Origin of the sequence: Desertivibrio insolitus, from assembly GCF_017355965.1 — a bacterium.
Taxonomy (GTDB): domain Bacteria; phylum Actinomycetota; class Actinomycetes; order Actinomycetales; family Microbacteriaceae; genus JAFIQW01.
On record NZ_JAFIQW010000003.1, the window covers coordinates 515,441 to 538,209 of the forward strand.

The following is a 22,769-nucleotide window of genomic DNA, read 5'->3' on the forward strand; positions in this document are numbered from 1 at the left end:
AAGCAACACACAACCTCGCCTGGTTGTGTGGGTCGGAACGACCGAACGAGAGGGGAACACCCATGACCTCCACCATCGAACGACACGTCGAGGTTCCGTCGGACGGCGGCGCGAAGACGTCGCGCCGGCAGAACGCCGAGCGCGGGTTCACCGCCTCCCAGAAGCTGACCGACTGCCTGCAGGCCGTGCTGGTCGACCTGATCGAGCTGCACCTGCAGGGCAAGCAGGCCCACTGGAACGTCGTGGGCAAGAACTTCCGCGACATGCACCTGCAGCTCGACGAGATCGTCGAGTACGCCCGTGAGGCGAGCGACGAGATCGCCGAGCGCCTGCGCGCGCTGCACGCGGTGCCCGACGGGCGAAGCGACACCGTCGCCGCGACGACGACGCTGCCCGAGTTCCCGAACGGCGAGATCGACACCGCTGAGATCGTCGACCTCGTCGTGCAGCGCCTCGAGGCCGCCGTCGGCACGATGCGCGACGTGCACGACGACGTCGACGAGGAGGACCCGACGAGCGCCGACATCCTGCACGGCATCATCGAGCGTCTCGAGCAGTTCGCCTGGTTCGTCTCCGCCGAGAACCGCACGCCCGCCGACCGCGCTTGACGGCGCCGGCCGAGACCCGCACCGACGAGCGGGACGCCCGTCGCCGGGGCTATGTCGACCTGAAGTCGTACGGGGCCATCGGCGACGGGCGCACCGTCGCGCTCATCGCCCGCGACGGCGGCATCGACTGGCTGCCGCTGCCGAACCTCGACTCGCCGCCGGTGTTCGCGCGGCTGCTCGACGCCGAGCACGGCGGATGCTTCGAGCTCGCCCCCACGGTGCCCTTCTCGGTCGAGCGTCAGTACCTGCCCGGCACCAACGTGCTGCGCACGACCTTCACGACGGATGCCGGCAGCGCGAGCATCACCGACGCGCTCGTCACCGGCATCGCCGGTCGGCTGCCATGGGTCGAGCTCGTCCGCCGCATCGACGGCATCGACGGCGAGGTGCCGTTCGCCTGGCGGGTGCGGCCGGGAACCCGCTTGCGCACCGCGTCGCCCTGGGTGCACGACACGGTGCACGGCCGCGTCATCCGGATCGGCGGGGTGAACGTCGCCGTGCTCGGCTTCGAGCACGGTCCCGGCGACGGCGGCACGGACGAGCTCGACGGGGCCTTCACGACCGCGGAGGGCAGCCGTCACCTGCTGCTGCTCGCCGCGACCGATGAGGAGCCGTTGCACCTGCCCGACCCGCACCGCGTCGACCGCAGCGTCGACCGCACGGCCGAGTACTGGCAGGCCTGGTCGCGGGAGTTCAGCTACGACGGGCCGTGGGCGGATGCCGTGCAGCGCAGCGCGCTCGTGCTGAAGCTCCTCATCTTCGCGCCCACCGGGGCGATCGCGGCGGCGGCGACCACGTCACTGCCGGAGGCCGTGCGCGGCGGCAAGAACTGGGACTACCGCTTCGCGTGGGTGCGCGACGCGGCGTACACCCTCACCGCCCTCACGCGCTTCGGGCTGCGCGAGGAGAACCACGCCGCGATCGCGTGGCTGCTCCGCACGATCCGGGCCAACGGCCCCGAGATGCACATCTTCTACACCCTCGAGGGCGAGGTCGCCGCCGGAGTGCAGGAGCACGACTCGCCCGGCTGGCGCGGCATCGGCCCCGTCGTCAGCGGCAATCCGGCCGCCGACCAGATGCAGCTCGGCGTCTACGGCGACCTGTTCGGCATCCTGCGGCAGTACGTCGAGGGCGGCAACCTGCTCGACGCCGAGACCGGCCGGCTGCTCGCCGCCGTCGCCGATCGCGCGTGCGACGCGTGGCGGCAGCGCGACTCGGGCATGTGGGAGCTCGGCACGCTGCAGCACTACACATCGTCGAAGATGGGCTGCTGGCAGGCGCTCGACGCGGCGATCGCGCTGAGCGAGCGCGGGCAGATCCCCGGATCGGCCGACCGCTGGCGGGCGGAGCGCGACCGCATCGCCGAGTGGATCCACGAGAACTGCTGGTCTGAGCAGGCGCAGGCGTACACCATGTTCCCCGGCACCGACGAGCTCGACACCTCCGTGCTGCTGCACGCCCCCTCGGGCTTCGACCGGGGCGAGCGGATGTCGAAGACGATCGACGCGATCATCCGGGAGCTGGGCCACGGCGTGCTGCTGCACCGCTACTCCGGCGCCGATGCGCAGGAGTTCGCGTTCGTGCCGAGCGGCTTCTGGGCCGCGGGTGCCCTCGCGTGCGTCGGGCGCTACGAGGAGGCGATCGCGCGCATGGACGAGCTCATCGCCCTGGGCAACGACCTCGGACTGTACGCCGAGATGATGGACCCGAAGGACGGGGCGTCCTACGGCAACCTGCCTCAGGGGCTCAGCCACCTCGCGCTCGTCAACGCCGCGATCACGATCGAGCAGGTCACCCCGCAGGAACTGCTGCCCTGACGGTCACGCCGCTCGCGGCGGCTCGTCAGCAGCTGACGAGCGCCGGCCGGGTGAAGAGGCTTCTCAGGCCACGCCGGGCGCGACGTCCCAGTGCGTCGCGCCCTGCGCGGCCCGAACCGGTGGGGGAGAGGATGCCGCGCAGTCGCCGCGCCACCTCGTCCGCCGCGGGGCGGCCGGAGGCGTCCCGCGTGGTCATCGCCGCGAGCAGCTGACGCCACTCGAGCGGAAGGTTCTCGGGGATCGCCGGGTCGCGCAGGAGGCGGGCGACCGCGACCTGCTCCTCGGTGCCCTCGTACTCGCGGTGTCCCGTGAGCGCCTCGAGCAGCACGAGCCCGAGGGAGTAGATGTCGCTCGCGGCGGCCACCGGCTCGCCGAGCGCCTGCTCGGGGCTGAGGTAGCTCGCCGTGCCGAGGATGACCTCTTCGTCGGCCGAGGCGTCGCCGACGTAACGGGCGATGTCGAAGTCGCTGAGCTTGGCGAGCACCTGGTGCTCGCTGCGGCGCTCCTCGGAGAGCAGGATGTTCCCCGGCTTCACGTCGAGGTGGGCGATCGAGCGGGCGTGCAGGTACGCGAGCGCGTCCGCCATCTGGAGTCCGACGGACGCGACGAACGACGCGTCGAGCGGGCCGCGGCCGAGGCGGTTCTGCAGCGTGCCCGACTCCATGTACTCCATGACCATGAAGCGGCAGCCGACGTCGGCGGTGAGGGTGGTGCCGGCGTCGCGCACGTCGACGATGTTCGGGTGGCTCAGCGCCGTCAGCAGCACGATCTCGCGCTCGCGACGGGTGATGAGGTCGGCGCTGCCGCTCGAGGAGAAGAGCTTGACCGCGACGTCGCGGTGCTCCTGGGTGTCCCAGGCGCGGTAGACGTGTCCCATGCCGCCGGCCCCGAGCACCTCGTTGAACTCGTAGCGAGGAGAGGGCTCCGACACTTGACGCGAATCGAAGGGGGCTTCGTCGTCGAGGAGGTAGGCCATCGGCGTTTCCCTTCTGTGTGGTGTGTTCCGACCTAGACGGCCGGGATACATCACAACTTACTTCTAGTTAGGGAAACTAGCAAATAGATTCTGGAGCTAGACAGGTGCGGAGAGATCTGCTGGCAGGAACGACGAAGGCCCGCCCCCCTTGTCCGGTGAGCGGGCCCTTCTCTTCGGTCAGCGGGTGCGTGACTCGTCGGACTCGACGTCGTCGATCACTTCGCACACCCGGTCGAGGAAGCCGACGATCGCGGCGACCTCGGCGGGATCGAGGTCCTCGGCCACCGAGATCATGCCCGAGTGCATCTTGCCGAGGGTGTTGCGCACCTCTTCGTCGGTGTGCGACGTCGGGACGATGATCAGGCCGCGACGGTCGGTCGGATGCGGCTGGCGCTCGACGTGACCGCTCTTGACGAGGCGGTCGATCAGGATCGTCGTGGACGCGGAGGAGATGCCGAGGTAGGAGGTCAGGTCCTTCGGGCTCACCTGCTCCCCGCGACGCTTGGCGTCGAGCAGGAAGCGCACGGCGAGCAGGTCGGTCTCGCCCATGCCCATGGAGGAGCGGGTGCGGCGGCGCATGGCGGCTTCCGCGGAGCGGTACCGACGGAGCGCGTTGAGAACCGTCACGCCGCGGCGCGTCGCATCCTGATCGGCGTACCAGTACCCGTTATCAGCGGTCTCTCGGAGAGACTCGACTTCTTCTATCGCCATCGACACACCTCCTTCTTCGTGTTCTCTTAGGCCGTGAGACAAACCGCTAGACGGACTAGCGAATTACTCTACAACCGTACCGTCATCTACTTCATTTCTCCGGCTCGGAACCACGGATGTGGACGATGTTCCCATTCGTGGTTCAGCCGCCGGTCACGAACCTCCTCGTGCGGGGAGGAACCGCGTCGACGGTGATCCGGAAGAGCGAGCCCGAAAGCGAGTGCCGCTCGAGTTGCTCCTCATCCATGTTCTCGCGTGCGCTGGCGATGACCAGGGACGTAGGTCCCGTGCCGGCGACGACGATGGATGTCACGTTCGGCGCGGGCACCTCGATCCGGTCCACCTCGTGGCCGTCGGGATCCAGACGCAGCACGCAGCCCTCGCCGTAGAGCGCGGTCCAAACGAAGCCCTCGCCATCCACGACGAGACCGTCGTGCGGGCCGAACGACGCGAAGGACTCCTCGTCCTCGATGTCGCCCTCCGCGGTGTAGCGCCCGCGGTAGATCGTCTCCACACTCGTGTCGGTGTAGTAGATGTGCGTGCCGTCCGGAGTCCAGTCGATGCCGTTCGCCGTGCCGAAGCCCCCGCGCAGGGTGCGGAGCTGCTCGCCCCACGCGACCGAATAGAGCGCCCCGTCCGGATCGCCCTTCGTGGCATCCATCGATCCGGTGACCCAGCGCCCGGCGGGGTCGACCTTCCCCTCGTTGAGCCTCAGGCCGTCGTGCGAGTGCGGCACGACGGCGAGGATGCGATCGACACGCCCCGCGTCATCCGTCGTCACGATGCGGTCCTTCAGGGAGAGCACGAAGCCGCCGGCGTCGGTCGGCGCGAGCGAGGCGAGCGGCGGATCGAAGCGGTGCACGAGATCCAGCGACCCGTCCGAGGGACCGTCGAGCGGGCTGCGGTGCAGCGTTCCCGCTTCGATGTCGCACCAGACGATCGCGCTGGCGGCGTCGTCCCAGACGAGCGACTCGGCGAGCAGGGCGTGGGCGGAGCGGAGGACGTCAGGAGCGCTCATCTCTCCGGTCTAACACCGGCGCCCCCTCCGCGGCGGCTTGCTTGGCGAATACCTAGGTGCCTCAGGCTTTCCACAAGACCCGCGGACAATAAACTCCCCGCAACCGACAGACAGGAGCACCGTGCCGCCCGTGCCCGCCGCGCTCGCCACCCGAGGCGCCGCTCGCGACGACGCACGCCGTCGCCGCGAGCTCGCGGTCGACGTGCTCGTCACGCTCATCTGGGCCTCGGCCGCCGTCGCGGTCGCGCTGTACCTCGCCACCGGCGTCGTCGCACGGATGAGCAGCGCGGCCGACGCCGTGACCGCGCTCGGCGCGATCGCGGGCCTCGTCGCGACCGACCTCGTGCTCGTGATGCTGATCCTCGCGGCGCGGGTGCCCCTCGTCGACCGGCTCGTCGGGCACGACCGCGCGCTCGCGGTGCATCGCTCGCTGGGCAAGCCCGCCCTCTACCTGCTCCTCGCGCACGGCGCGCTCGTCATCGTCGGCTACGCGCTCGCCGACGGTCTCGATCCCGTGACCGAGGCCGTCACGCTGCTCACCACCGTGCCCGACATACCGACCGCCTTCCTCGCGATGGCGCTCTTCGTCGTGATCGTCGTCTCCTCGCTCGTCGCCGTGCGGGGACGGCTGCGCTACGAGGTGTGGCACGGCATCCACCTGCTCACCTATGCGGCGGTGCTCGTCGCGCTGCCGCACCAGCTCTCGGTCGGCTCTGTCTTCGCCGAGGGCTCGGCGCAGCGGGCGTACTGGATCGGCCTCTACGTGCTCGCGCTCGGCTGCCTGCTCGTGTTCCGGATCGGGCGCCCGCTCGTCGCGAGCCTCCGCCACGATCTGCGCGTGCGCTCCGTCGAGGTCGTCGGCGACGGCGTCGTCTCGGTGCACCTGGCCGGTCGCGGCCTCGACCGGTTGCGCGTGCAGGGCGGCCAGTTCGGCATCTGGCGGTTCTGGGCGCCGGGCACCTGGTGGCGCGCCCACCCCATCTCCTTCTCGAGCGTGCCGACCTCGACCGACGCCCGCATCACCGTGCGCGCTCTCGGCCGTGGCACGTCGCGCTTCGCCGCGCTCGCTCCCGGCACGCGCGTGCTGCTCGAAGGGCCGTACGGGCTGTTCACCGAACGCGCCCGCACCGCTCCCTACCTCGCCGTCGCTGCGGCGGGCATCGGCGTGACCCCGGTGCGCTCGCTGCTCGAGCACGCGCAGTTCGCGCCCGGCGAGCTCACCGTGCTGCTGCGCGCCTCCCGGCCCGACGAGCGCTATCTCTGGGACGAGGTGCGGCAGCTGACGGATGCCGCGGGCGGCACAGTGCTCACCGACGTGGGCCCCCGCGCGGCATCCGGAGCCTCCTGGTTGAGCGCCGACGCGGTCGTGCGCGGGCTCGATCTCGAGACGGTCTTCCCGAACCTCGCCGACTCCGACCTCTACATCTGCGGCCCGGCCGGCTGGGTGAGCGCCGTCGAGGCCGCCGCGCTCTCCGCGGGCGTCGCGGGGCACCGCATCCGGGTCGAGAGGTTCGAGTCGTGAGGCGCCGGGCGGCGATCGCCGGGGCCGTGACCTCCGCCGGGGTGCTCGCGGTCGGCTGGGTGGCAGGTCAGGCGGCCGTGGCGGAGCCCGTGGCCGTCGCCGAACCCGCGGACGATGCGCCCGACGCCGGCGGCGCGGACGGCGTCTACACCGGCGACGCGGTCGACACGCTCTACGGCACCGTGCAGGTGGAGATCACCGTCGCGGGCGGCGAGCTGACCGACGTCGAGGTGCTGCAGCAGACGAACTCCGGCTCACGCTCCGACCAGATCAACGGGCGCGCGCTGCCGCAGCTCACCGAGGAGGCGCTCGCCGCGCAGTCCGCCGACATCGACGCGGCGAGCGGGGCCACCTACTCCAGCCAGGGCTATCTCACCTCCCTGCAGTCCGCGATCGACGCCGCCGGACTCTGATGCCCGTCGTCACGCTCGACACCATGGGCACCGTGGCGAGCATCCGCAGCTTCGAGCCTGTGCCGGCCGATGCGCTCGCCGGCATCCGGCACCTGCTCGACGACGTCGAGGCGCGGTTCAGCCTGCATCGGGACGACTCCGAGCTGTCACGGGTGCGCGACGGGGCGCTGGCGTTGCCGGTTGCCTCGCCGCAGCTGCGCGACACCTACGCGCGGGCGCTCGAGTGGCGGCGACGCACCGACGGCGCGTTCACCCCGCACCGCCCGGATGGCGTCGTCGACCTCTCCGGCCTGGTCAAGGCGGACGCGATCGCCGCGGTCGGCGAGGTGCTCGACGGATGCCTGGAGGGCTGGCTGCTCACGGTCGGCGGCGACGTGCTCGGGCGCGGAACGTGGAGCGTCGGCGTCGTGCACCCCGACGACCGCGGACGCTACGTCACGGTGGTGCGGCTCGACGACGCGCGCCGCGCCGTCGCGACATCCGGAACCGCGGAGCGCGGGGAGCACATCTGGCGCTCGGCCCCCGCCGACTTCCGGCAGGTGACCGTGGCGGCGGCCGACATCGAGACGGCGGACGTGCTCGCGACCGCGATCCTGGCGGGCGGCCGCACGACGCACGACCAGGTGCTCCGCGACCACCCGGTCGAGGTGCTCGCGCTCTGACGCCGCCGCGCGGCGTCTCGAGCCCCAGCCGTCCCTGACGAAGGAGAATCCGCCCCTCCCGGTCGGAACTCGACCGGAATCGGCGGATCCTCCTCCGTTACGGCACAGCCCTAGTGCGCCGGACGCCCACCCGTCACGGCGACCGTCTCACCGCTCGTGTAGCTCGACTCCTGCGACGCGAGGTACACGTAGGTCGACGCGAGTTCGGCGGGCTGGCCCGGGCGGCCGTAGACCGACTCCGAGCCGAAGCTCTCGATCTTCTCGTTGGGCACGCTCGAGGGCTGCAGCGGGGTCCAGAACGGCCCCGGCGCGACGGCGTTGACCCGGATGCCGCGCTCGGCGAGCTGCTGGGCCATGCCGCGGGTGAACTGGATGATCGCGCCCTTCGAGATCGCGTACTCGACGAGGTCCGGCGTGGGCTGGAAGCCCTGGATGGAGGACGTGTTGACGATCGAGGCACCCGGCTGGAGGTGCTTGATCGCGGCCTTCAGGGTCCAGAACATCGCGTGCACGTTGGTGCGCAGCACGTGGTCGAAGGTGGCGGTGTCGAAGTCCTCGATGCTCGTGATCGTGGGCATGACACCGGCGATGTTGACGATGATGTCGAGTCCGCCGAGGCCCGTGACGGCGTCCTCGACGAGCTGCGTCGCGAACGCCTCGTCGGAGAGGTCACCGGGCAGCAGCACGGCCTTGCGGCCGGCGCCCTCGACGAGGTCGCGGGTCGACTCGATCTGGTTCTGCTCGGACTCGAGGTAGTTGAGGGCCACGTCGGCGCCCTCGCGGGCGAACGCGATGGCGACGGCACGGCCGATACCGGAGTCGCCGCCGGTGATGAGCGCCTTGCGGTTGAGCAGGCGCCCGTGCCCGACGTAGCTCTCCTCGCCGGGGTCGGGCACGGGGTCCATCTGCGTGAAGTCGCCCGGCACGTTCTGCTGCTGCGGCTTGAACGGGGGACCGGGGTAGAGGTCGATCGGATTCTGCGGAGTGACGATGTCGACTGCCATGCCTTCCGGTCTAACACTCGTTCCGGACCGTTCGGTCAGGATCCGACCGTCGCTCAGCAAGGCGAAGGTGTCACTCAGCGTCTTCGCCCGCGGCGCTCAGGCGCGGGCGGCGCGCAGCGCGTCCTCGAGCGTCGACGTCGGGCGGCCGAGTACCCGCGACAGGTCGCCCGTCACGACGTCGAGGGCGCCGCTCGCGATGTTCGCGTCGAGAGCCGCGACGAAGCCAGCGGTGCCCTGGTCCAGTCCGCTCCGCACGAGCTCGGACACCAGGGCGTCCGGCTCGACGGCGCGGTACGCGACGGCGCGTCCGAGCACTGCGGATGCCGTGGCGGCGAGCTCCTCGAAGTCCCACGCGACGTCGCCGCCGAACTCGTAGACCTGACCCTCGTGACCCTCGGTCGCGGCGACGATCGCGGCGCCCTCGGCGAGCTCGGCGCGGGTGGCGCTGGCGACGCGACCCGCGCCCGCGGCGGCCGCGATCTCGCCGCTGCCCTGCCACTCGTCGAGGCGAGCGGCGTAGTTCTCGGTGTACCAGTTGTTGCGCACGACGGTGAAGCCGATGCCGGCGGAGCGGAGGTGCTCCTCGGTGGCGGCGTGCTCAGGGGCGAGCACGAGGTCGGTGTCGGTGGCCTTCGGGGCGCTCGTGTAGACCACGCGGGAGGCGCCCGCCGCCTTCGCGGCGTCGATGACGTTCGAATGCTGCTGCACACGCTTGCCGACTTCGTTGCCCGAGACGAGGAGCACGGTGTCGACGCCGACGAGGGCCTTGTCGAGCGCGGCACGGTCGTCGTAGCTCGCGACGCGGACGTCGACGCCTCGCCCCGCGAGGTCGGTCGCCTTCTCGGGATTGCGCACGATCGCGACGACGTCGCCCGCCGGCATCCGCTCGAGCAGGGTCTCGACGGCGTGGCGTCCGAACGGTCCGGTGGCTCCGGTCACGGCGATGGTCATGCTGCTCCTTCAGGTCGCGGTTTGCACTGGGTCGAATCCCGACCGCGGGTGAGCTATTCCCATTCGACCGGCTCGCGACCGAGCGTCCGCCCATGACCGCGCTCGGCGCGGTCACGAGGCGTTCTTGACGACCTCGTACGCCTCGAGCGCCTCACGCCGCGACTGCTTGAGGTCGACGATCGGCGCCGGGTAGGCATCCGTGCCGAACTCCGGCACCCACTTGCGGACGTACTCGAAGTCGGGGTCGAACTTCTCCTGCTGCAGCACCGGGTTGAACACGCGGAAATAGGGCGCCGCGTCGGCGCCGGAGCCCGCGATCCACTGCCAGTTGGCCGCGTTGTTCGCGTCGTCGGCGTCGACCAGGGTGTCCCAGAACCAGCGCTCGCCGATGCGCCAGTCGATCAGCAGGTTCTTGATGAGGAAGCTCGAGGTGACCAGCCGCACCCGGTTGTGCATGTAGCCCGTCGTCCACAGCTCGCGCATGCCTGCGTCGACGAGCGGGATGCCCGTGCGTCCGCGTTTCCACGCCTCGAGCTCGGTCGAGTGCTCGTCCGGGTCGTGCCACGGGAACCCGTCGAAGTCGCGGCGGAAGTTGACCTCGTGCAGCTGCGGGTGGTGGAACAGGATGTTGTAGTTGAACTCGCGCCAGCCGACCTCGCTGAGGAACTTGTCGACGTTCTTGCGCGCGCCCTGCGAGATCCGGCCGTGCGTGCGCTGCCAGATCTGGAACGGGCTCACCTCGCCCCAACGGATGTAGGGGCTGAGCCCGCTTGCGACCTCGAGCCCCGGTGCGTCGCGCCGGTGGTAGTTCTCGAGGTTGTTCTCGACGAACCCGTCGAGGATCTCGCGGCCGCGGGCCTCGCCAGGGCTCCACTTCTCCCGCATACCGCCCGCCCAGTCCGGCTTCGTCGGCAGCAGCGCCCAGTCCTCGAGCCGCTCGGACGGGACACCCGTCGCCCCGCGCAGCTTCTGCGGGGCGGGCAGCGGGTCGCGCGGCGCCTTGCCGGCAAGGCACGCTCGCCAGAAGGGGGTGAAGACCCGGAAGGGGTCACCGCTCGCGGTGAGCACGGTCCAGGGCTCGAACAGCACGTTCGCCTGGAAGCTGGTCGCGGTGACATCCGCCACGCCCAGCTGGGTCTTGATGGCGGCATCGACCTCGCGGGCGGCGCCGTAGCGGCGGTTCCAGTAGACGGCGGATGCCCCGGTGTCGCGAGCCAGCGCGGGGATCACCTCGAGTGCCGACCCGCGCCGCAGGGTGAGGCTGACGCCGAGCCGCTCGAGCGACTCGGCGAGTCGGGCGAGGCTGTGGTGCAGCCACCATTTGCTCGCCCCGCCGAGGGGCCGGACCCCGTCGCTGACCTCGTCGAGCACCACGACGACGATGACCTCGTCGTGCTCGGCCCCGGCGCTCAGGGCCGGGTTGTCGGCGATCCGCAGGTCGTCTCGAAGCCAGACGATCGCGCGGCCGGGCACGTCAGCGCGTCTCGGTCTTGAGCTTGCGGCAGATCTCGATGAGCGTGGTCATCTCATCGGCGCTGATGCGGGAGCCGACCCGATCGGCGATGGATGCTCCGTGGGCGGCCGCCACTCGGCGGTAGACGTCGTAGCCGTGCTCGGTCATGCGCACGATGATTCCGCGGGCGTCTGTGGGGTCGTTGAGTTTCACGACGATGCCGCGGGCCGCCAGGCGGTCGACCATCCGGCTCACGCTCGGCTGGGTCAGCAGCAGGTGCTTGTTGAGATCGCGGATGCGCAGCTGCCGCTCCGGCTGCGTCGAGAGGTTGAAGAGGACGTCGTACTCGTTGAACGAGATCTGGTCCTCGGGGAACTCTGCGTTGAGGGTGCGCATGACCGAGACCTGCGCGCGGAAGAGCGCTTCCCACGCCTCGATCGCCAGTGCCCTGTCGCTCACGTTGGTCACCCTAGTGAATGAGCGACGCTCGTGAAAAAAGTTCGAGGGCCGGTCGCGAGGCTGGCGACCGACCCTCTCCCTTGCACCAAGAGTGTCCTGCAATCACATTCGCGGTGACGGCCACAGCAAAACCATCAACGCTCTAGAAGGATATAACGGCGAGGTAACGAGGGCCAGTTACCCGTTCGTTATTTTTGCTGTGGGTTGGTTGGGAAGCGCGACGGGGGCAGTTGCTGATCGCCGACCCGGATGCCGGCGAGCGGGCGAGCTCGGCGGCGTGAGCCCTCAGTCGCGCCGTCGTGGCCGGCCCCGCGGCGGCACGACCGCGCGGTTGCGCAAGTGCTCGTAGACGATCGACGTCCTGACATCCGCCACCTCGCGCCGCTGTGTGAGCTCGTCGATCACGAACGCGTAGAGGTCGTCGTTGCTCGCGACGCCCACGTGGATGATGAAGTCCTCGTTGCCGCTCGTCACGAACACGCCGAGCACCTGGGGCAGCGCGCCCACCCAGTCGCGGAACGCCTCGATGATGCTGCGCGACGGGGGTCGGATCCGCACAGCGACAAGAGCCTGCACGCCGCGACCGATCGATTCGAGGTCGACCTCGAGCGTTGCGCCCCGGATGACACCACGGGCACGGAGCGCGCGCGTGCGATCGAGCGCCGTGGTCGGCGACACCCCCACAGCGGCGGCGATGTCGCGGTTCGTGCGCCGTGCATCCGACTGCAGTTCGCGCAGGATCGCGAGGTCGAGTTCGTCCACGACGGCCATACTGCCCCTTCCGCCGTACGAAGTACGGATGTTGCGCGGCCGCGTGACTCAGGCGATTAGCGTTCAAGCCCTGCTTCGCATCGATGATCAGAAGGATTAGAACGTGACCCTTTCCACCGTCGGCTTCGCGCCCGAGGAGATCGACACCGCGGCGTCCACCCGCACCGCCCGCCTGAAGTGGGTCGTCGTGGTCAATGCGGACATTCCCGCCGGTCGCGCCGTCAACGCCGCCGTCTGCGTCGCTAGCGCCACCGCGTCCCGCGTCGGGGGATTGCTCGGCCCCGATGCCGCCGACGCCGTGGGCAGCCCGCACCCCGGGTTGCCCTGGGCCGGCTGCTCAGTGCTCGTTGCCGACGCCGAGACCTTGCGCGGAATTCGGGCGAAGGGGGCGGGGCACGAGGGCACGTTCGTCGCGGACATGCCCGTCGCTGCGCAGGAGACGCGCGTGTACGACGAGTACCTCGAGCGCATGAGCGAGTCGGAGGCCGCCGACATCGACTACCTCGCCGTGAGCCTCGTCGGGCCGAGGAACCGCATCGACAAGATCACGGGACGCCTGCCGCTGATGCCGTGACTTCCGGAACGGGCAGCCGCGCGTCACACTCGGAGCGGACACCGTGCGGCGCGGTGGGGAAGCCATTCACGATGATCTCCTCGGCCCGGCAGCATCGGGTGTTCTTCATGACGCGTCGATCCTGTCGGCCTACTCGCGCCGTGCGGAGTACTTGATGACCAGGCCCGCCGCGAGCAGCGCAGCGCCGAGGGGCGGAGCGATGACGCGCACGATCTCGGCGAGGAGCATCGCGAGCGTCGCACCGTCGAAGCCGCGCGCGACGCCGACGACCGTCGCGACGTTCAACACCGCCAGGTCAAAGGCTGCGAACAGGGTCGCCAGCACCAGCAGGGCGATGCCGGCCGTGATCAGCCGTCCCGCGGTGCTCATCGGTCCGAGCCCGGCGGCAGCGCGCCGTCTCCGTCCGGGCCCTCCGTCGCGCGCCGGTCGTCGGCGAGGGCCATGCGCACGCCGTGCCGCACGCCGGTGCGGATCACGAGGTACGCCACGAGCACCACGAGGGATGCCAGCGCGAGCCAGATGGCGAAGCCGAACACCTGCAGGAGGACGAAGGGGGATTCGGTCACAGCCGCAGCCTATTGAATTGGGGTGCGTGGTAGGGCGTGGACAGCGCGGCGACGCGCCCATAGCGTCGCACCATGGCCGCTCCCGCTCCCTACCTGCAGTTCGCCGGCGACGCGGCGGAGGCTCTCGGGCTGTACCGAGAGGTCTTCGGAGGCGAGCTCACGCTCCACACCTTCGCGGAGTTCGGCCGCGAGGACGGTCCGCCGGGCTCGGTCGCCCACGGCATCCTGTCCGGCCCGGTCGACCTCTTCGGCGCGGACGGCGCCGTCGGTGCTCCGTCTCGCCGCGACGGAGTCATGCTGTCGCTGCTCGGATTCGCGCCGCCCGAGACGTTGCACCGCTGGTTCGAGGCGCTCTCGGTGCGCGGCGAGGTGGTGGAGCCCTTGCAACGACGGCCGTGGGGCGCGGCGGACGGCACCGTGCGGGACCGCTTCGGCGTGACCTGGCTGATCGGGTACGAGGGCGACGCCGAGACGGGGTGACGGGGTCGGCTGCTAGGCCGGGTTCTCCCGGGCCAGCGCCTCCGCCGTGCGGGCCTCGAGGTACGCCGCGAGCTGCGCGATCATCGTGAGTTCCGCGGCGATCATGTCGACCTCGGCGGACGTCGCGGTGATCTCCTGCTCGCGCTCCATGAAGTGCACATTCCAGTCCGGCTTGTCGTGCGCCGGTCGCTCGAGGAACGTGCCGGTGGTCGCGACGCCGAGCTCGATCACCACGAGGCCGGCGTCCTCCTGCCCCTCGACGTCGAGGTCACGTTCCACCATGCGGATCTGCTTCGGCACGCGATGGCCGCGCGCGACGAAGTCGCTCAGCCACTGCTCGATCGTCTCCGCCGCGAAGAGGGTCATGTACGGAGCGTAGCGGCGCCACGAGCCGCCGATCGCCCAGCCCGAGAGGACAGGTGTAAGGGAACCGTTAGGTTCCGCCCTCGCACCGTTCGGGTTCCGTGAGGACGGGCTTCGGGCACTCGTGCGAGGAGTTGGCTCCTTCCGTGCCCACACCGGGCACCCGCGAGCCCGTCCGGGTCGCGCACCTTCCTAGGAGCCATCCGTGCTTGACATCCTCTATCCGCTCGGCGTCATCGCCCTGTTCCTGGTCGTCGGCCTCGCCGCGAAGGGAGCCGAGAAGCTGTGATCGTCTTCTCCCTCCTCGCGGCCGCGCTGGGCGCCGCCGCCATCGTGTACCTCGTGTACGCGCTCGTGAAGCCGGAGCGGTTCTGACGTGAGCGCGCTTCCCGCGATCCTGCAGGTCGCCACCCTCGTCCTGATCCTGACGGTGCTCTATCGGCCGCTCGGCGACTACCTCTTCCGCGTCTACGCCTCCCGCCGGCACCTGCTGGTCGAGCGCGGCTTCTACCGTCTCATCGGCGTCGACCCCCATGCCGAGCAGACCTGGCAGGCCTACCTCCGTGCGCTGCTGTGGTTCTCGGGCGTCGGTGTGCTGCTCGTCTACCTGTTGCAGCGCCTTCAGCCGGTGCTGCCGTACTCCCTCGGCCTGCCGCCGGTGTCGGAGCACCTGTCGTTCAACACCGCGGTGTCGTTCGTCACCAACACGAACTGGCAGAGCTACTCGCCCGAGCTCACTCTGGGCTACACCGTGCAGCTCGTCGGGCTCACGGTGCAGAACGTCGTCTCCGCCGCGGTCGGCATCGCCGTCGCGGTCGCCCTGGTGCGGGGCCTCGCTCGGCGTCGGTCGGGAACGATCGGCAACTTCTGGGTCGACCTCACCCGCGGCACCGCTCGCGTGATGCTGCCCCTGTCGGTCGTCGCGGCGATCGTGCTGCTCGCGGGCGGGGTCATTCAGAATCTCGACGGGTTCACGCAGGTGACGACCCTCTCCGGCGGCAGCCAGGTCATCCCCGGCGGGCCCGTCGCGTCGCAGGAGGCGGTCAAGCTGCTCGGTACCAACGGCGGCGGCTTCTTCAACGCCAACTCGGCCCACCCGTTCGAGAACCCGGGCGGCTGGGTCAACCTGTTCGAGATCGTGCTCATGCTCGCGATCCCGTTCGCCCTTCCGCGCACGTTCGGCCGCATGGTGGGCAGCGACAAGCAGGGCTACACGGTCCTCGCGGTCATGGGCACGCTCTACCTGGCATCCGTCGCCATCCTCTCCGCCGTCGAACGGGCCGGCTGGGGCACGGCGCCCGAGCTCGCCGGCGCCGCGATGGAGGGCAAGGAGCAGCGCTTCGGCGTCTTCGGCTCGACCCTCTTCGGGGCGACGTCGACCCTGACGTCGACGGGCGCGGTTAACTCCATGCACGACTCGTACACCGCGATCGGCGGCATGGTCCCGATGCTCAACATGATGCTCGGCGAGGTGGCCCCGGGTGGTGTCGGAGCCGGGCTCTACGGTCTGCTCGTGCTCGCCGTGCTCGCGGTCTTCGTCGCGGGTCTGCTCGTCGGGCGCACCCCGGAATACCTCGGCAAGAAGATCGGGCCGCGCGAGATCAAGCTCGCGAGCCTGTACATCCTCGTGATGCCGATCCTCGTGCTGGGCGGCACGGCGCTCAGCTTCGCGATCCCCGGCGTGCGCGAGGACGTGACGACGACCTCGATCTGGAACCCCGGCAACCACGGCCTCTCCGAGGTGCTGTACGCGTTCACCTCCGCCGCGAACAACAACGGCTCCGCTTTCGCCGGCCTCACCGCGAACACCCCGTGGATGAACACGGCGCTCGCGGTGGCGATGCTGCTCGGCCGCTTCGTGCCGATCGCGCTGGTGCTCGCCCTCGCCGGGTCGTTCGCAGCCCAGGACCGGGTGCCCGCCACGGCCGGCACGCTGCCGACCCACCGCCCGCAGTTCGCCGGGCTCCTTCTCGGAGTGACGGTCGTCGTGACCGCCCTCACCTTCTTCCCCGTGCTCACGCTCGGACCCCTCGCCGAAGGACTGCTGTAGCTCCCATGTCGACCCTCACCGCTCCTCCCACCCCGCAGCAGGACGAGCAGCCGCCCGTCGTGCGCCGACCGGCGACTCTGACGCCCGCGGCGCTCGCCGCCGCGGTGCCCGGCGCGTTCCGCAAGCTCGACCCGCGACTGATGTGGCGCAACCCCGTCATGTTCATCGTCGAGGTCGGCGGCGCCCTGACCACCGTGATCGCCGTCGCCGAGCCGTTCCTCGGCGGGGCGGATGCCTCGGGCGGCAGCACCCTGCCGCTGACCTTCACGGCGGGCATCGCGATCTGGCTCTGGCTCACCGTGATCTTCGCGGCCCTCGCCGAGGCGGTCGCCGAGGGCCGTGGCAAGGCGCAGGCCGACAGTCTGCGGAAGACCCGCACCACGACGGTCGCGCGCCGCCTCGCCGCGTACGACGAGGTCGGCGACCCGGCAGCCGAGCGCGCGGAGGCGCGCGAGGTGCCCTCGGCCGAACTCGCGCTCGGCGACGTCGTCGTCGTGACCGCCGGGGAGCTGATCCCCGGTGACGGCGACATCGTCTGGGGCATCGCCTCGATCGACGAGTCGGCCATCACGGGGGAGTCCGCGCCGGTCGTCCGCGAGTCGGGCGGCGACCGCAGCGCGGTCACGGGAGGCACCCGGGTGCTCTCCGACCGCATCGTCGTGCGCATCACCTCGAGGCCCGGCGAGACCTTCGTCGACCGGATGATCGGTCTCGTCGAGGGCGCGTCACGGCAGAAGACGCCGAACGAGATCGCACTCGACGTGCTGCTCGCGAGCCTCTCGATCGTGTTCGTCGCCGTGACGCTGACGCTCAATCCGATCGCGTCGTACGTCGAGGCATCCGTCAGCGTGCCGGTGCTCATCGCGCTGCTCGTCTGCCTCATCCCCACCACGATCGGCGCCCTGCTCTCGGCTATCGGCATCGCGGGTATGGACCGTCTCGTGCAGCGCAACGTGCTCGCGCTGTCGGGTCGTGCGGTCGAGGCCGCCGGCGACGTGACGACGCTCCTGCTCGACAAGACCGGCACCATCACCTACGGCAACCGCCGCGCCGCGGAGTTCGTCGCGATGCCGGATGCCGCCGAGCGCGATCTGATCGCGGCCGCCGCGCTGTCGTCGCTCGCCGACCCCACGCCGGAGGGCAAGTCGATCGTCGAGCTGGCGAGCACGAGAGGCGTCGCCGTCACCGGCGAGGGCGTCGAGGAGGTCGTGCCGTTCACCGCGCAGACCCGCATGAGCGGCGTCGACCGCGCGGACGGCGGGCAGGTGCGCAAGGGTGCGGCGACCGCCGTCGTCCTCTGGGCGGAGCAGTTCGGCCCGGTCGCGAGCTCGCTGCTGGAGGAACTCGAGCAGCAGGTCGAACGCGTGTCGCAGAGCGGCGGTACCCCGCTGGTCGTCGCGACGAGGATGCCGGGGGAGGGTGCCCGCATCCTCGGCGTCGTGCACCTGAAGGACGTCGTCAAGGACGGGCTGCGCGAGCGCTTCGACGAGCTGCGGTCGATGGGTATCCGCACGGTCATGATCACGGGCGACAACCCGCTCACGGCGCGGGCGATCGCGGCGGAGGCCGGCGTCGACGACTTCCTGGCCGAGGCGACCCCCGAGGACAAGCTCGAGCTGATCAAGAAGGAGCAGGCCGGCGGCAATCTCGTCGCCATGACGGGCGACGGCACGAACGACGCCCCCGCCCTGGCCCAGGCCGACGTCGGCGTCGCGATGAACACCGGCACCTCCGCCGCGAAGGAGGCCGGCAACATGGTCGACCTCGACAGCGACCCGACCAAGCTCATCGACATCGTCCGCATCGGCAAGCAGTTGCTCATCACCCGCGGCGCGCTGACGACGTTCTCGATCGCCAACGACATCGCGAAGTACTTCGCGATCATCCCGGCGATGTTCGCGGGGGTATTCCCCGGGCTCGCGGCGCTCAACGTCATGGGGCTGCACAGCCCGGCATCCGCCGTGCTCTCGGCCATCGTCTTCAACGCCCTCGTGATCGTCGTGCTCATCCCGCTCGCGCTGCGCGGCGTGAAGTACCGACCGCTCGGTGCCTCGAAGATCCTCAGTCGCAACCTGCTCGTCTACGGGCTCGGCGGCGTCGTCACCCCCTTCGTCGGCATCTGGCTCATCGACCTCGTCGTCCGGCTGATCCCCGGCTTCTGACGACGGCTCCCGGAAGGAACAGAACAATGCGCACCAACCTCCGCACCGCCGGCGTCGCCCTCCGAGCGATGCTCGTGCTGACCGTCGTGCTCGGGCTCGGCTACCCGCTCGTCGTCACCGCCGCCGGGCAGCTCGCCTTCCCGGAGCAGGCGAACGGGTCCCCCGTCGTCGTCGACGGCGAGACCGTCGGCTCCGAGCTTCTCGGGCAGTCGTTCACGGATGACTCGGGCGGTCCTCTTCCCGAGTACTTCCAACCTCGGCCCTCCGCTGCCGGGAACGGCTACGACGGCGGCGCCTCGAGCGGCTCCAACCTCGGCCCCGAGAACGCCGACCTCATCGCCGCGATCGAGGAGCGCCGCGCGCAGGTCGCACAGTTCAACGGCGTCGGCGTGGACGAGATCCCCGCGGATGCGGTGACCGCATCGGCCTCCGGGCTCGACCCGCACATCAGCCCCGAGTACGCGGAGCTGCAAGTCGAGCGGATCGCCGCCGCCCGCGGCCTCGAGCCGGGCAGCCTGCAGGATCTCGTTGCGGCTAACGTTCAATCGCCCGACCTCGGCTACCTGGGCGAGCCGACGGTCAACGTGCTGCGGCTGAACGTCGCACTGGACGAGATGAGCGAGTAGCGATGCCACGAGGACGGCTGCGGGTACTGCTCGGCGCCGCTCCGGGCGTCGGCAAGACCTACACGATGCTCGAAGAGGGCAAGCGCCTCGCCGGCGAGGGCGAGGACGTGGTCATCGCGGTCGTGGAGACCCACGGCCGCGCCGCCACCGCCGCAGTAGCGGAGGGTCTCGAGGTCGTGCCGCGCGCGACCGTCGAGCACCGCGGCGTCACCCTCACCGAGCTCGACCTCGACGCCGTGCTCGCCCGCCGACCCGGCCTCGCCCTCGTCGACGAGCTCGCCCACACCAACGCACCCGGCTCGCGGCACGAGAAGCGCTGGCAGGACGTCGAGGACCTGCTCGCCGCCGGCATCGACGTCATCTCCACCGTCAACATCCAGCACATCGAGTCGCTGGGCGACGTCGTGCAGCAGATCACCGGGGTCGTGCAACGGGAGACCGTGCCCGACGCCTTCCTGCGGTCGGCCGACCAGATCGAGGTCGTCGACCTCGCCCCGCAGGCGCTGCGCGACCGGCTGGCCGGCGGCCGCGTCTATCCGGCCGAGCGCATCGACGCGGCGCTCTCCAACTACTTCCGGCTCGGCAACCTCACGGCGCTCCGCGAGCTCGCGCTGCTCTGGCTCGCCGACGAGGTCGACACCGCGTTGAGGAACTACCGCGCCGAGCACGGCATCGACAGCAAGTGGGAGGCGCGCGAGCGCGTGGTCGTCGCACTCACCGGCGGGCCGGAGGGGGAGACGCTGCTGCGGCGCGGCGCCCGCATCGCGGCCCGCTCGGCCGGCGGCGAGCTCGTCGCGGTGCACGTCACGGATCAGGACGGCCTGCGCGCCGCGCATCCGGAAGCCCTCGCCTCGCAGCGAGCGCTCGTGGAGAAGCTCGGCGGCAGCTACCACCAGGTCTTCGGCGAGGACGTGCCGCGCGCGCTCGTCGACTTCGCCCGCAGCGTCAACGCGAGCCAGCTCGTGATCGGCGTCAGTCGGCGCAGTCGCCTCGTCGCGGCGCTGACCGGTCCCGGCATCGGCGCGACGGTCATCCGCGAGTCGGGCGACATCGACGTGCACATCGTCACGCACTCGGCGGCCGGCGGGCGGCTCACGCTCCCTCGCCTCGGCGGCGCGCTCACCCTGCGCCGCCGCGTCGCGGGCTTCGCCCTCGCCCTCGTGGCCGGGCCTCTCGTCACCTGGTTGCTCGTCAGCATGCGCAGCGCCGAGTCGATCACGAGCGACGTGCTCAGCTACCAGTTGCTCGTGGTCATCGTCGCCCTCGTCGGCGGCATCTGGCCGGCGCTGTTCGCCGCGCTGCTGTCGGGGCTCACCCTCGACTTCTTCTTCGTCGAGCCCTTCTACACCGTGACGATCTCCGAGCCGCTGCACCTGCTCGCGCTCGTGCTCTACCTCGTCAACGCGGTGCTCGTGAGCTACGTCGTCGATCAGGCGGCACGGCGCTCCCGGATGGCACGCCGCGCCGCCGCCGAGTCGGAACTGCTCGCAACCGTCGCCGGCAGCGTGATCCGAGGCGAGGGCGCACTGCAGGCGCTCGTGAGCCGCACCCGGGAGGCGTTCAACCTCGCGGGCGTGCGCCTCATCGGCAACGACGGGCGCACCCTCTGCCGCGACGGCGAGCCGACTCGCGGCGACCGGCACACCGTCGTGCCCGTCGGGTCGCGCGCGCGGCTCGAGCTGCACGGCGGCGACCTCGACGCGTCGGACCGGCGGCTGCTCTCGGTGATCACGGCGCAGCTCGACTCGGCGCTGGAACACTCCGACCTCAGCGAGACCGCGCGCAGCCTGGGGCCGCTCGCCGAGGCCGACAAGGTGCGCAGCGCCCTGCTCTCGGCGGTGAGCCACGACCTGCGTCGCCCGCTCGCCGCCGCGACCGCCGCGGTCGGCGGGCTCCGCGCCGCCGACGTCGACCTCACGCCCGACGATCGCGCCGAACTGCTCGCGACCGCCGAGGAGAGCCTGCACACCCTCACCGGGCTCGTGACGAGCCTGCTCGACGTGAGCCGGCTGCAGGCGGGCGTGCTCGCCGTGAACCTGCAGCCGACGGATGCCGCCGAGGTGATCCTGACCGCGCTCGACGAACTCGGGCTCGGCCCCGGCGAGGTCGACCTGCAGCTCGACGCCGACCTGCCGCCGCTCCTCGCGGACGCCGGGCTCGTGCAGCGCGTCGTCGTCAACCTGCTCGAGAACGCGCGCCGCTACGCTCCGCCGGGCACCCGCGTGCGCGTCTCGACGAGCGGTTTCGGCGGCAGCGGCGAGATCCGCGTCGTCGACCACGGTCCCGGGGTCGCCGAGGAGCGGCGCGACGAGATCTTCCTGCCGTTCCAGCGACTCGGCGACACCGACAACCTGACCGGGCTCGGCCTCGGCCTGGCGCTCGCGCGCGGCTTCGCCGAGGGGATGGGCGGCGGCCTGACCGCGGAGGACACCCCCGGCGGCGGCCTGACGATGGTCGTCTCGCTGCCGACCGTCGCGGCGAGCCCGACGCGACCGACGGAAGGGGCGTGGTCGTGAAGATCCTCATCGCCGACGACGACCCGCAGATGGTGCGCGCGCTGCGCGTCACGCTCTCGGCGCGCGGTTACGACATTGTCACCGCGACGAACGGCAGGCAGGCCGTCGACGCGGCGATCGCGCAGCATCCGGACGTCTACCTGCTCGACCTCGGGATGCCAGAGCTCGACGGTCTCGAGGTCATCCACGCCCTGCGCGGCTGGACGACCGCGCCGATCCTCGTCGTGTCGGGCCGCACTGACGCTTTCGAGAAGGTCGAGGTGCTCGACGCCGGGGCCGACGACTACGTGACGAAGCCGTTCTCGATGGACGAGCTGCTCGCCCGCATCCGGGCGCTGACCCGTCGCAGCCCGCACCACGAGCCGCAGCAGGCGGTGGTCACGATCGGCGACGTGACGATCGACCTCGCGAACCGCAGCGTGACCCGCCGCACCGAGGGCGGCAGCGCCGCCGTGCGCCTCACTCCGACCGAGTGGCAGGTGCTCGAGATCCTCGTGCGCAACGCGGGCAGGCTCGTGACCCGGCAGAACCTGCTGGTCGAGATTTGGGGCTCCGAGCACGTCACCGACACCGGGTACCTGCGGCTCTACCTCGCCCAGCTGCGCAAGAAGCTCGAACCCAACCCGAGCGAGCCGCGGTTCCTGTTGACGGAGTCGGGGATGGGATACCGCTTCGTGCCCGAGGGGCGCTGAACCGCGGGACGCCCACCGGGCGCTCGCCCTCTGACGAGCGGGCCTCGCGTAAGCGCCGAGGCGTCAGCCCTGCAGGCGGTCGACGACCGCGCGGGCGTCGGCCATGACCTCGGCGACGTCGACCCCGCGGCAACGGGCGAGCTCGAGCACGAGCCCGTGGATGAGCACCAGCGCGCCGCCCACGAGGTCGTCGGCGTCGATCTGGCCGTTCTGCGTCATCTGCACGGCACCCGCGTCGCTCAGCCTGCCCAGGGCGAGGTTGAGCGCGTCGACGTTCTCCTGGCGGCCCGCGTTCAGCTGCAGCGCCGCGACCGCATCGAGCAGCGTGTGCGCGGCGATGCGGCCCGCTTCCGGAATCCCTGTGCTCATGCTCGC

Annotated in this window: 26 protein-coding genes and 1 riboswitch; of the genes, 14 read left to right on the plus strand and 12 right to left on the minus strand. The window is 70.8% G+C overall.

Translation table 11 applies throughout. The annotated features are described in order from the left end of the window. The first annotated feature begins 62 nt into the window (after positions 1-62). Both JUB10_RS09275 and JUB10_RS09280 read left to right on the plus strand, forming a co-directional pair. Positions 63-608: a Dps family protein gene (locus tag JUB10_RS09275; protein ID WP_207455817.1), complete on the plus strand. Its 546-nt coding sequence runs from the start codon at positions 63-65 to the stop codon at positions 606-608. Continuing rightward, a complete protein-coding gene (locus JUB10_RS09280) occupies positions 605-2,425 on the plus strand; it encodes a glycoside hydrolase family 15 protein (protein WP_207455819.1) in 1,821 nt (606 codons plus the stop codon). The genes JUB10_RS09275 and JUB10_RS09280 overlap by 4 nt, the downstream gene beginning before the upstream one ends. 25 nt (positions 2,426-2,450) lie before the next feature. Here JUB10_RS09280 and JUB10_RS09285 read toward each other — a convergent pair whose 3' ends face one another. Beyond that, positions 2,451-2,789, minus strand: coding sequence for a protein kinase family protein (locus tag JUB10_RS09285; RefSeq protein ID WP_207455821.1), 339 nt, complete (start codon positions 2,787-2,789; stop codon positions 2,451-2,453). 79 nt (positions 2,790-2,868) lie between these two features. Further along, positions 2,869-2,939: riboswitch (S-adenosyl-L-homocysteine riboswitch) on the minus strand. On the opposite strand from JUB10_RS09285, the gene JUB10_RS09290 reads away from it, so the two are divergent. Then, complete coding sequence (locus tag JUB10_RS09290; RefSeq protein WP_207455822.1) at positions 2,913-3,437, plus strand: hypothetical protein; 525 nt, start codon at positions 2,913-2,915, stop codon at positions 3,435-3,437. Its footprint overlaps the riboswitch before it by 27 nt. 141 nt (positions 3,438-3,578) lie before the next feature. On the opposite strand, the gene JUB10_RS09295 is transcribed toward JUB10_RS09290, so the two are convergent. Then, positions 3,579-4,028: a MarR family winged helix-turn-helix transcriptional regulator gene (locus JUB10_RS09295; protein ID WP_307859171.1), complete on the minus strand. Its 450-nt coding sequence runs from the start codon at positions 4,026-4,028 to the stop codon at positions 3,579-3,581. Between the two features lie 226 nt (positions 4,029-4,254). Then, positions 4,255-5,130, minus strand: coding sequence for an SMP-30/gluconolactonase/LRE family protein (locus tag JUB10_RS09300; RefSeq protein WP_207455830.1), 876 nt, complete (start codon positions 5,128-5,130; stop codon positions 4,255-4,257). Between the two features lie 121 nt (positions 5,131-5,251). Here JUB10_RS09300 and JUB10_RS09305 point away from each other — a divergent pair, with 121 nt between their 5' ends. The 3 genes from JUB10_RS09305 to JUB10_RS09315 are packed head-to-tail and all read left to right on the plus strand — an operon-like array spanning position 5,252 to position 7,727. Next, positions 5,252-6,652: a ferredoxin reductase family protein gene (locus JUB10_RS09305; protein ID WP_307859172.1), complete on the plus strand. Its 1,401-nt coding sequence runs from the start codon at positions 5,252-5,254 to the stop codon at positions 6,650-6,652. Beyond that, the gene (locus JUB10_RS14895; protein WP_207455834.1) at positions 6,649-7,065 is read left to right on the plus strand and encodes an FMN-binding protein; all 417 of its coding nucleotides are present in this window, start codon (positions 6,649-6,651) and stop codon (positions 7,063-7,065) included. Before JUB10_RS09305 ends, JUB10_RS14895 begins: the two co-directional genes overlap by 4 nt. Next, on the plus strand, positions 7,065-7,727 hold the full coding sequence (locus JUB10_RS09315; protein ID WP_207455836.1) for an FAD:protein FMN transferase: 663 nt from the start codon (positions 7,065-7,067) through the stop codon (positions 7,725-7,727). The genes JUB10_RS14895 and JUB10_RS09315 overlap by 1 nt, the downstream gene beginning before the upstream one ends. Before the next feature lie 110 nt (positions 7,728-7,837). On the opposite strand, the gene JUB10_RS09320 is transcribed toward JUB10_RS09315, so the two are convergent. From JUB10_RS09320 to JUB10_RS09340, 5 genes are all read right to left on the minus strand, one after another. Beyond that, entirely contained in the window at positions 7,838-8,731 is an 894-nt protein-coding gene (locus tag JUB10_RS09320) for an SDR family oxidoreductase (RefSeq protein ID WP_207455837.1), read from the minus strand. A 96-nt stretch (positions 8,732-8,827) separates the two neighbouring features. Beyond that, positions 8,828-9,682, minus strand: coding sequence for an SDR family oxidoreductase (locus JUB10_RS09325; RefSeq protein ID WP_207455839.1), 855 nt, complete (start codon positions 9,680-9,682; stop codon positions 8,828-8,830). A 111-nt stretch (positions 9,683-9,793) separates the two neighbouring features. After that, the gene (locus JUB10_RS09330) at positions 9,794-11,155 is read right to left on the minus strand and encodes a cryptochrome/photolyase family protein (RefSeq protein WP_207455841.1); all 1,362 of its coding nucleotides are present in this window, start codon (positions 11,153-11,155) and stop codon (positions 9,794-9,796) included. A gap of 1 nt (position 11,156) precedes the next feature. Then, a complete protein-coding gene (locus JUB10_RS09335) occupies positions 11,157-11,594 on the minus strand; it encodes a MarR family winged helix-turn-helix transcriptional regulator (protein WP_307859173.1) in 438 nt (145 codons plus the stop codon). A 285-nt stretch (positions 11,595-11,879) separates the two neighbouring features. Then, positions 11,880-12,365 carry an Lrp/AsnC family transcriptional regulator gene (locus JUB10_RS09340; RefSeq protein WP_242682339.1) on the minus strand — a complete coding sequence of 162 codons (486 nt, stop codon included), beginning with the start codon at positions 12,363-12,365 and terminating at the stop codon, positions 11,880-11,882. A 103-nt stretch (positions 12,366-12,468) separates the two neighbouring features. Between JUB10_RS09340 and JUB10_RS09345 the strand changes: the two genes are divergently transcribed. Next, entirely contained in the window at positions 12,469-12,939 is a 471-nt protein-coding gene (locus JUB10_RS09345; RefSeq protein ID WP_207455842.1) for a DUF2000 domain-containing protein, read from the plus strand. 129 nt (positions 12,940-13,068) lie between these two features. Here JUB10_RS09345 and JUB10_RS09350 read toward each other — a convergent pair whose 3' ends face one another. Then, complete coding sequence (locus JUB10_RS09350; protein ID WP_207455844.1) at positions 13,069-13,308, minus strand: hypothetical protein; 240 nt, start codon at positions 13,306-13,308, stop codon at positions 13,069-13,071. Further along, positions 13,305-13,505, minus strand: coding sequence for a hypothetical protein (locus JUB10_RS09355; RefSeq protein WP_207455846.1), 201 nt, complete (start codon positions 13,503-13,505; stop codon positions 13,305-13,307). The genes JUB10_RS09350 and JUB10_RS09355 overlap by 4 nt, the downstream gene beginning before the upstream one ends. A gap of 72 nt (positions 13,506-13,577) precedes the next feature. Here JUB10_RS09355 and JUB10_RS09360 point away from each other — a divergent pair, with 72 nt between their 5' ends. Next, positions 13,578-13,985: a VOC family protein gene (locus JUB10_RS09360; protein WP_207455847.1), complete on the plus strand. Its 408-nt coding sequence runs from the start codon at positions 13,578-13,580 to the stop codon at positions 13,983-13,985. Between the two features lie 12 nt (positions 13,986-13,997). On the opposite strand, the gene JUB10_RS09365 is transcribed toward JUB10_RS09360, so the two are convergent. After that, positions 13,998-14,351, minus strand: coding sequence for a hypothetical protein (locus JUB10_RS09365; protein ID WP_207455849.1), 354 nt, complete (start codon positions 14,349-14,351; stop codon positions 13,998-14,000). Positions 14,352-14,633: 282 nt separating this feature from the next. On the opposite strand from JUB10_RS09365, the gene JUB10_RS09370 reads away from it, so the two are divergent. Genes JUB10_RS09370 through JUB10_RS09395 form a run of 6 tightly spaced genes read left to right on the plus strand, consistent with a single transcriptional unit; the run spans position 14,634 to position 22,394 of the window. Further along, a complete protein-coding gene (locus tag JUB10_RS09370; RefSeq protein ID WP_207455850.1) occupies positions 14,634-14,723 on the plus strand; it encodes a potassium-transporting ATPase subunit F in 90 nt (29 codons plus the stop codon). A gap of 1 nt (position 14,724) precedes the next feature. After that, positions 14,725-16,398 carry a potassium-transporting ATPase subunit KdpA gene (kdpA, locus tag JUB10_RS09375; protein ID WP_207455852.1) on the plus strand — a complete coding sequence of 558 codons (1,674 nt, stop codon included), beginning with the start codon at positions 14,725-14,727 and terminating at the stop codon, positions 16,396-16,398. Between the two features lie 5 nt (positions 16,399-16,403). Next, on the plus strand, positions 16,404-18,560 hold the full coding sequence (gene kdpB / locus JUB10_RS09380) for a potassium-transporting ATPase subunit KdpB (RefSeq protein ID WP_207455854.1): 2,157 nt from the start codon (positions 16,404-16,406) through the stop codon (positions 18,558-18,560). Between the two features lie 26 nt (positions 18,561-18,586). Next, the gene (kdpC, locus tag JUB10_RS09385; protein WP_207455856.1) at positions 18,587-19,186 is read left to right on the plus strand and encodes a potassium-transporting ATPase subunit KdpC; all 600 of its coding nucleotides are present in this window, start codon (positions 18,587-18,589) and stop codon (positions 19,184-19,186) included. 2 nt (positions 19,187-19,188) lie between these two features. After that, entirely contained in the window at positions 19,189-21,702 is a 2,514-nt protein-coding gene (locus JUB10_RS09390; RefSeq protein ID WP_207455857.1) for a DUF4118 domain-containing protein, read from the plus strand. After that, positions 21,699-22,394 (plus strand): response regulator transcription factor, encoded by a 696-nt coding sequence (locus tag JUB10_RS09395; protein ID WP_207455858.1) that lies wholly within the window; start codon positions 21,699-21,701, stop codon positions 22,392-22,394. The genes JUB10_RS09390 and JUB10_RS09395 overlap by 4 nt, the downstream gene beginning before the upstream one ends. Before the next feature lie 63 nt (positions 22,395-22,457). On the opposite strand, the gene JUB10_RS09400 is transcribed toward JUB10_RS09395, so the two are convergent. Beyond that, positions 22,458-22,763, minus strand: a complete 306-nt coding sequence (locus JUB10_RS09400) for a hypothetical protein (RefSeq protein ID WP_207455859.1) — start codon at positions 22,761-22,763, stop codon at positions 22,458-22,460. Positions 22,764-22,769 lie beyond the last annotated feature (6 nt).

Excerpts from the sequence above, each read along its gene's own strand:
- kdpB (WP_207455854.1), top strand. The coding sequence starts at position 16,404 with ATGTCGACCCTCACCGCTCCTCCCACCCCGCAGCAGGACGAGCAGCCG.
- JUB10_RS09400 (WP_207455859.1), bottom strand. The coding sequence starts at position 22,763 with ATGAGCACAGGGATTCCGGAAGCGGGCCGCATCGCCGCGCACACGCTG.
- JUB10_RS09315 (WP_207455836.1), top strand. The coding sequence starts at position 7,065 with ATGCCCGTCGTCACGCTCGACACCATGGGCACCGTGGCGAGCATCCGC.
- JUB10_RS09365 (WP_207455849.1), bottom strand. The coding sequence starts at position 14,351 with ATGACCCTCTTCGCGGCGGAGACGATCGAGCAGTGGCTGAGCGACTTC.
- kdpC (WP_207455856.1), top strand. The coding sequence starts at position 18,587 with ATGCGCACCAACCTCCGCACCGCCGGCGTCGCCCTCCGAGCGATGCTC.
- JUB10_RS09340 (WP_242682339.1), bottom strand. The coding sequence starts at position 12,365 with ATGGCCGTCGTGGACGAACTCGACCTCGCGATCCTGCGCGAACTGCAG.
- JUB10_RS09390 (WP_207455857.1), top strand. The coding sequence starts at position 19,189 with ATGCCACGAGGACGGCTGCGGGTACTGCTCGGCGCCGCTCCGGGCGTC.
- JUB10_RS09350 (WP_207455844.1), bottom strand. The coding sequence starts at position 13,308 with ATGAGCACCGCGGGACGGCTGATCACGGCCGGCATCGCCCTGCTGGTG.
- JUB10_RS09300 (WP_207455830.1), bottom strand. The coding sequence starts at position 5,130 with ATGAGCGCTCCTGACGTCCTCCGCTCCGCCCACGCCCTGCTCGCCGAG.
- JUB10_RS09360 (WP_207455847.1), top strand. The coding sequence starts at position 13,578 with ATGGCCGCTCCCGCTCCCTACCTGCAGTTCGCCGGCGACGCGGCGGAG.
- JUB10_RS09320 (WP_207455837.1), bottom strand. The coding sequence starts at position 8,731 with ATGGCAGTCGACATCGTCACTCCGCAGAATCCGATCGACCTCTACCCC.
- JUB10_RS09275 (WP_207455817.1), top strand. The coding sequence starts at position 63 with ATGACCTCCACCATCGAACGACACGTCGAGGTTCCGTCGGACGGCGGC.
- JUB10_RS09325 (WP_207455839.1), bottom strand. The coding sequence starts at position 9,682 with ATGACCATCGCCGTGACCGGAGCCACCGGACCGTTCGGACGCCACGCC.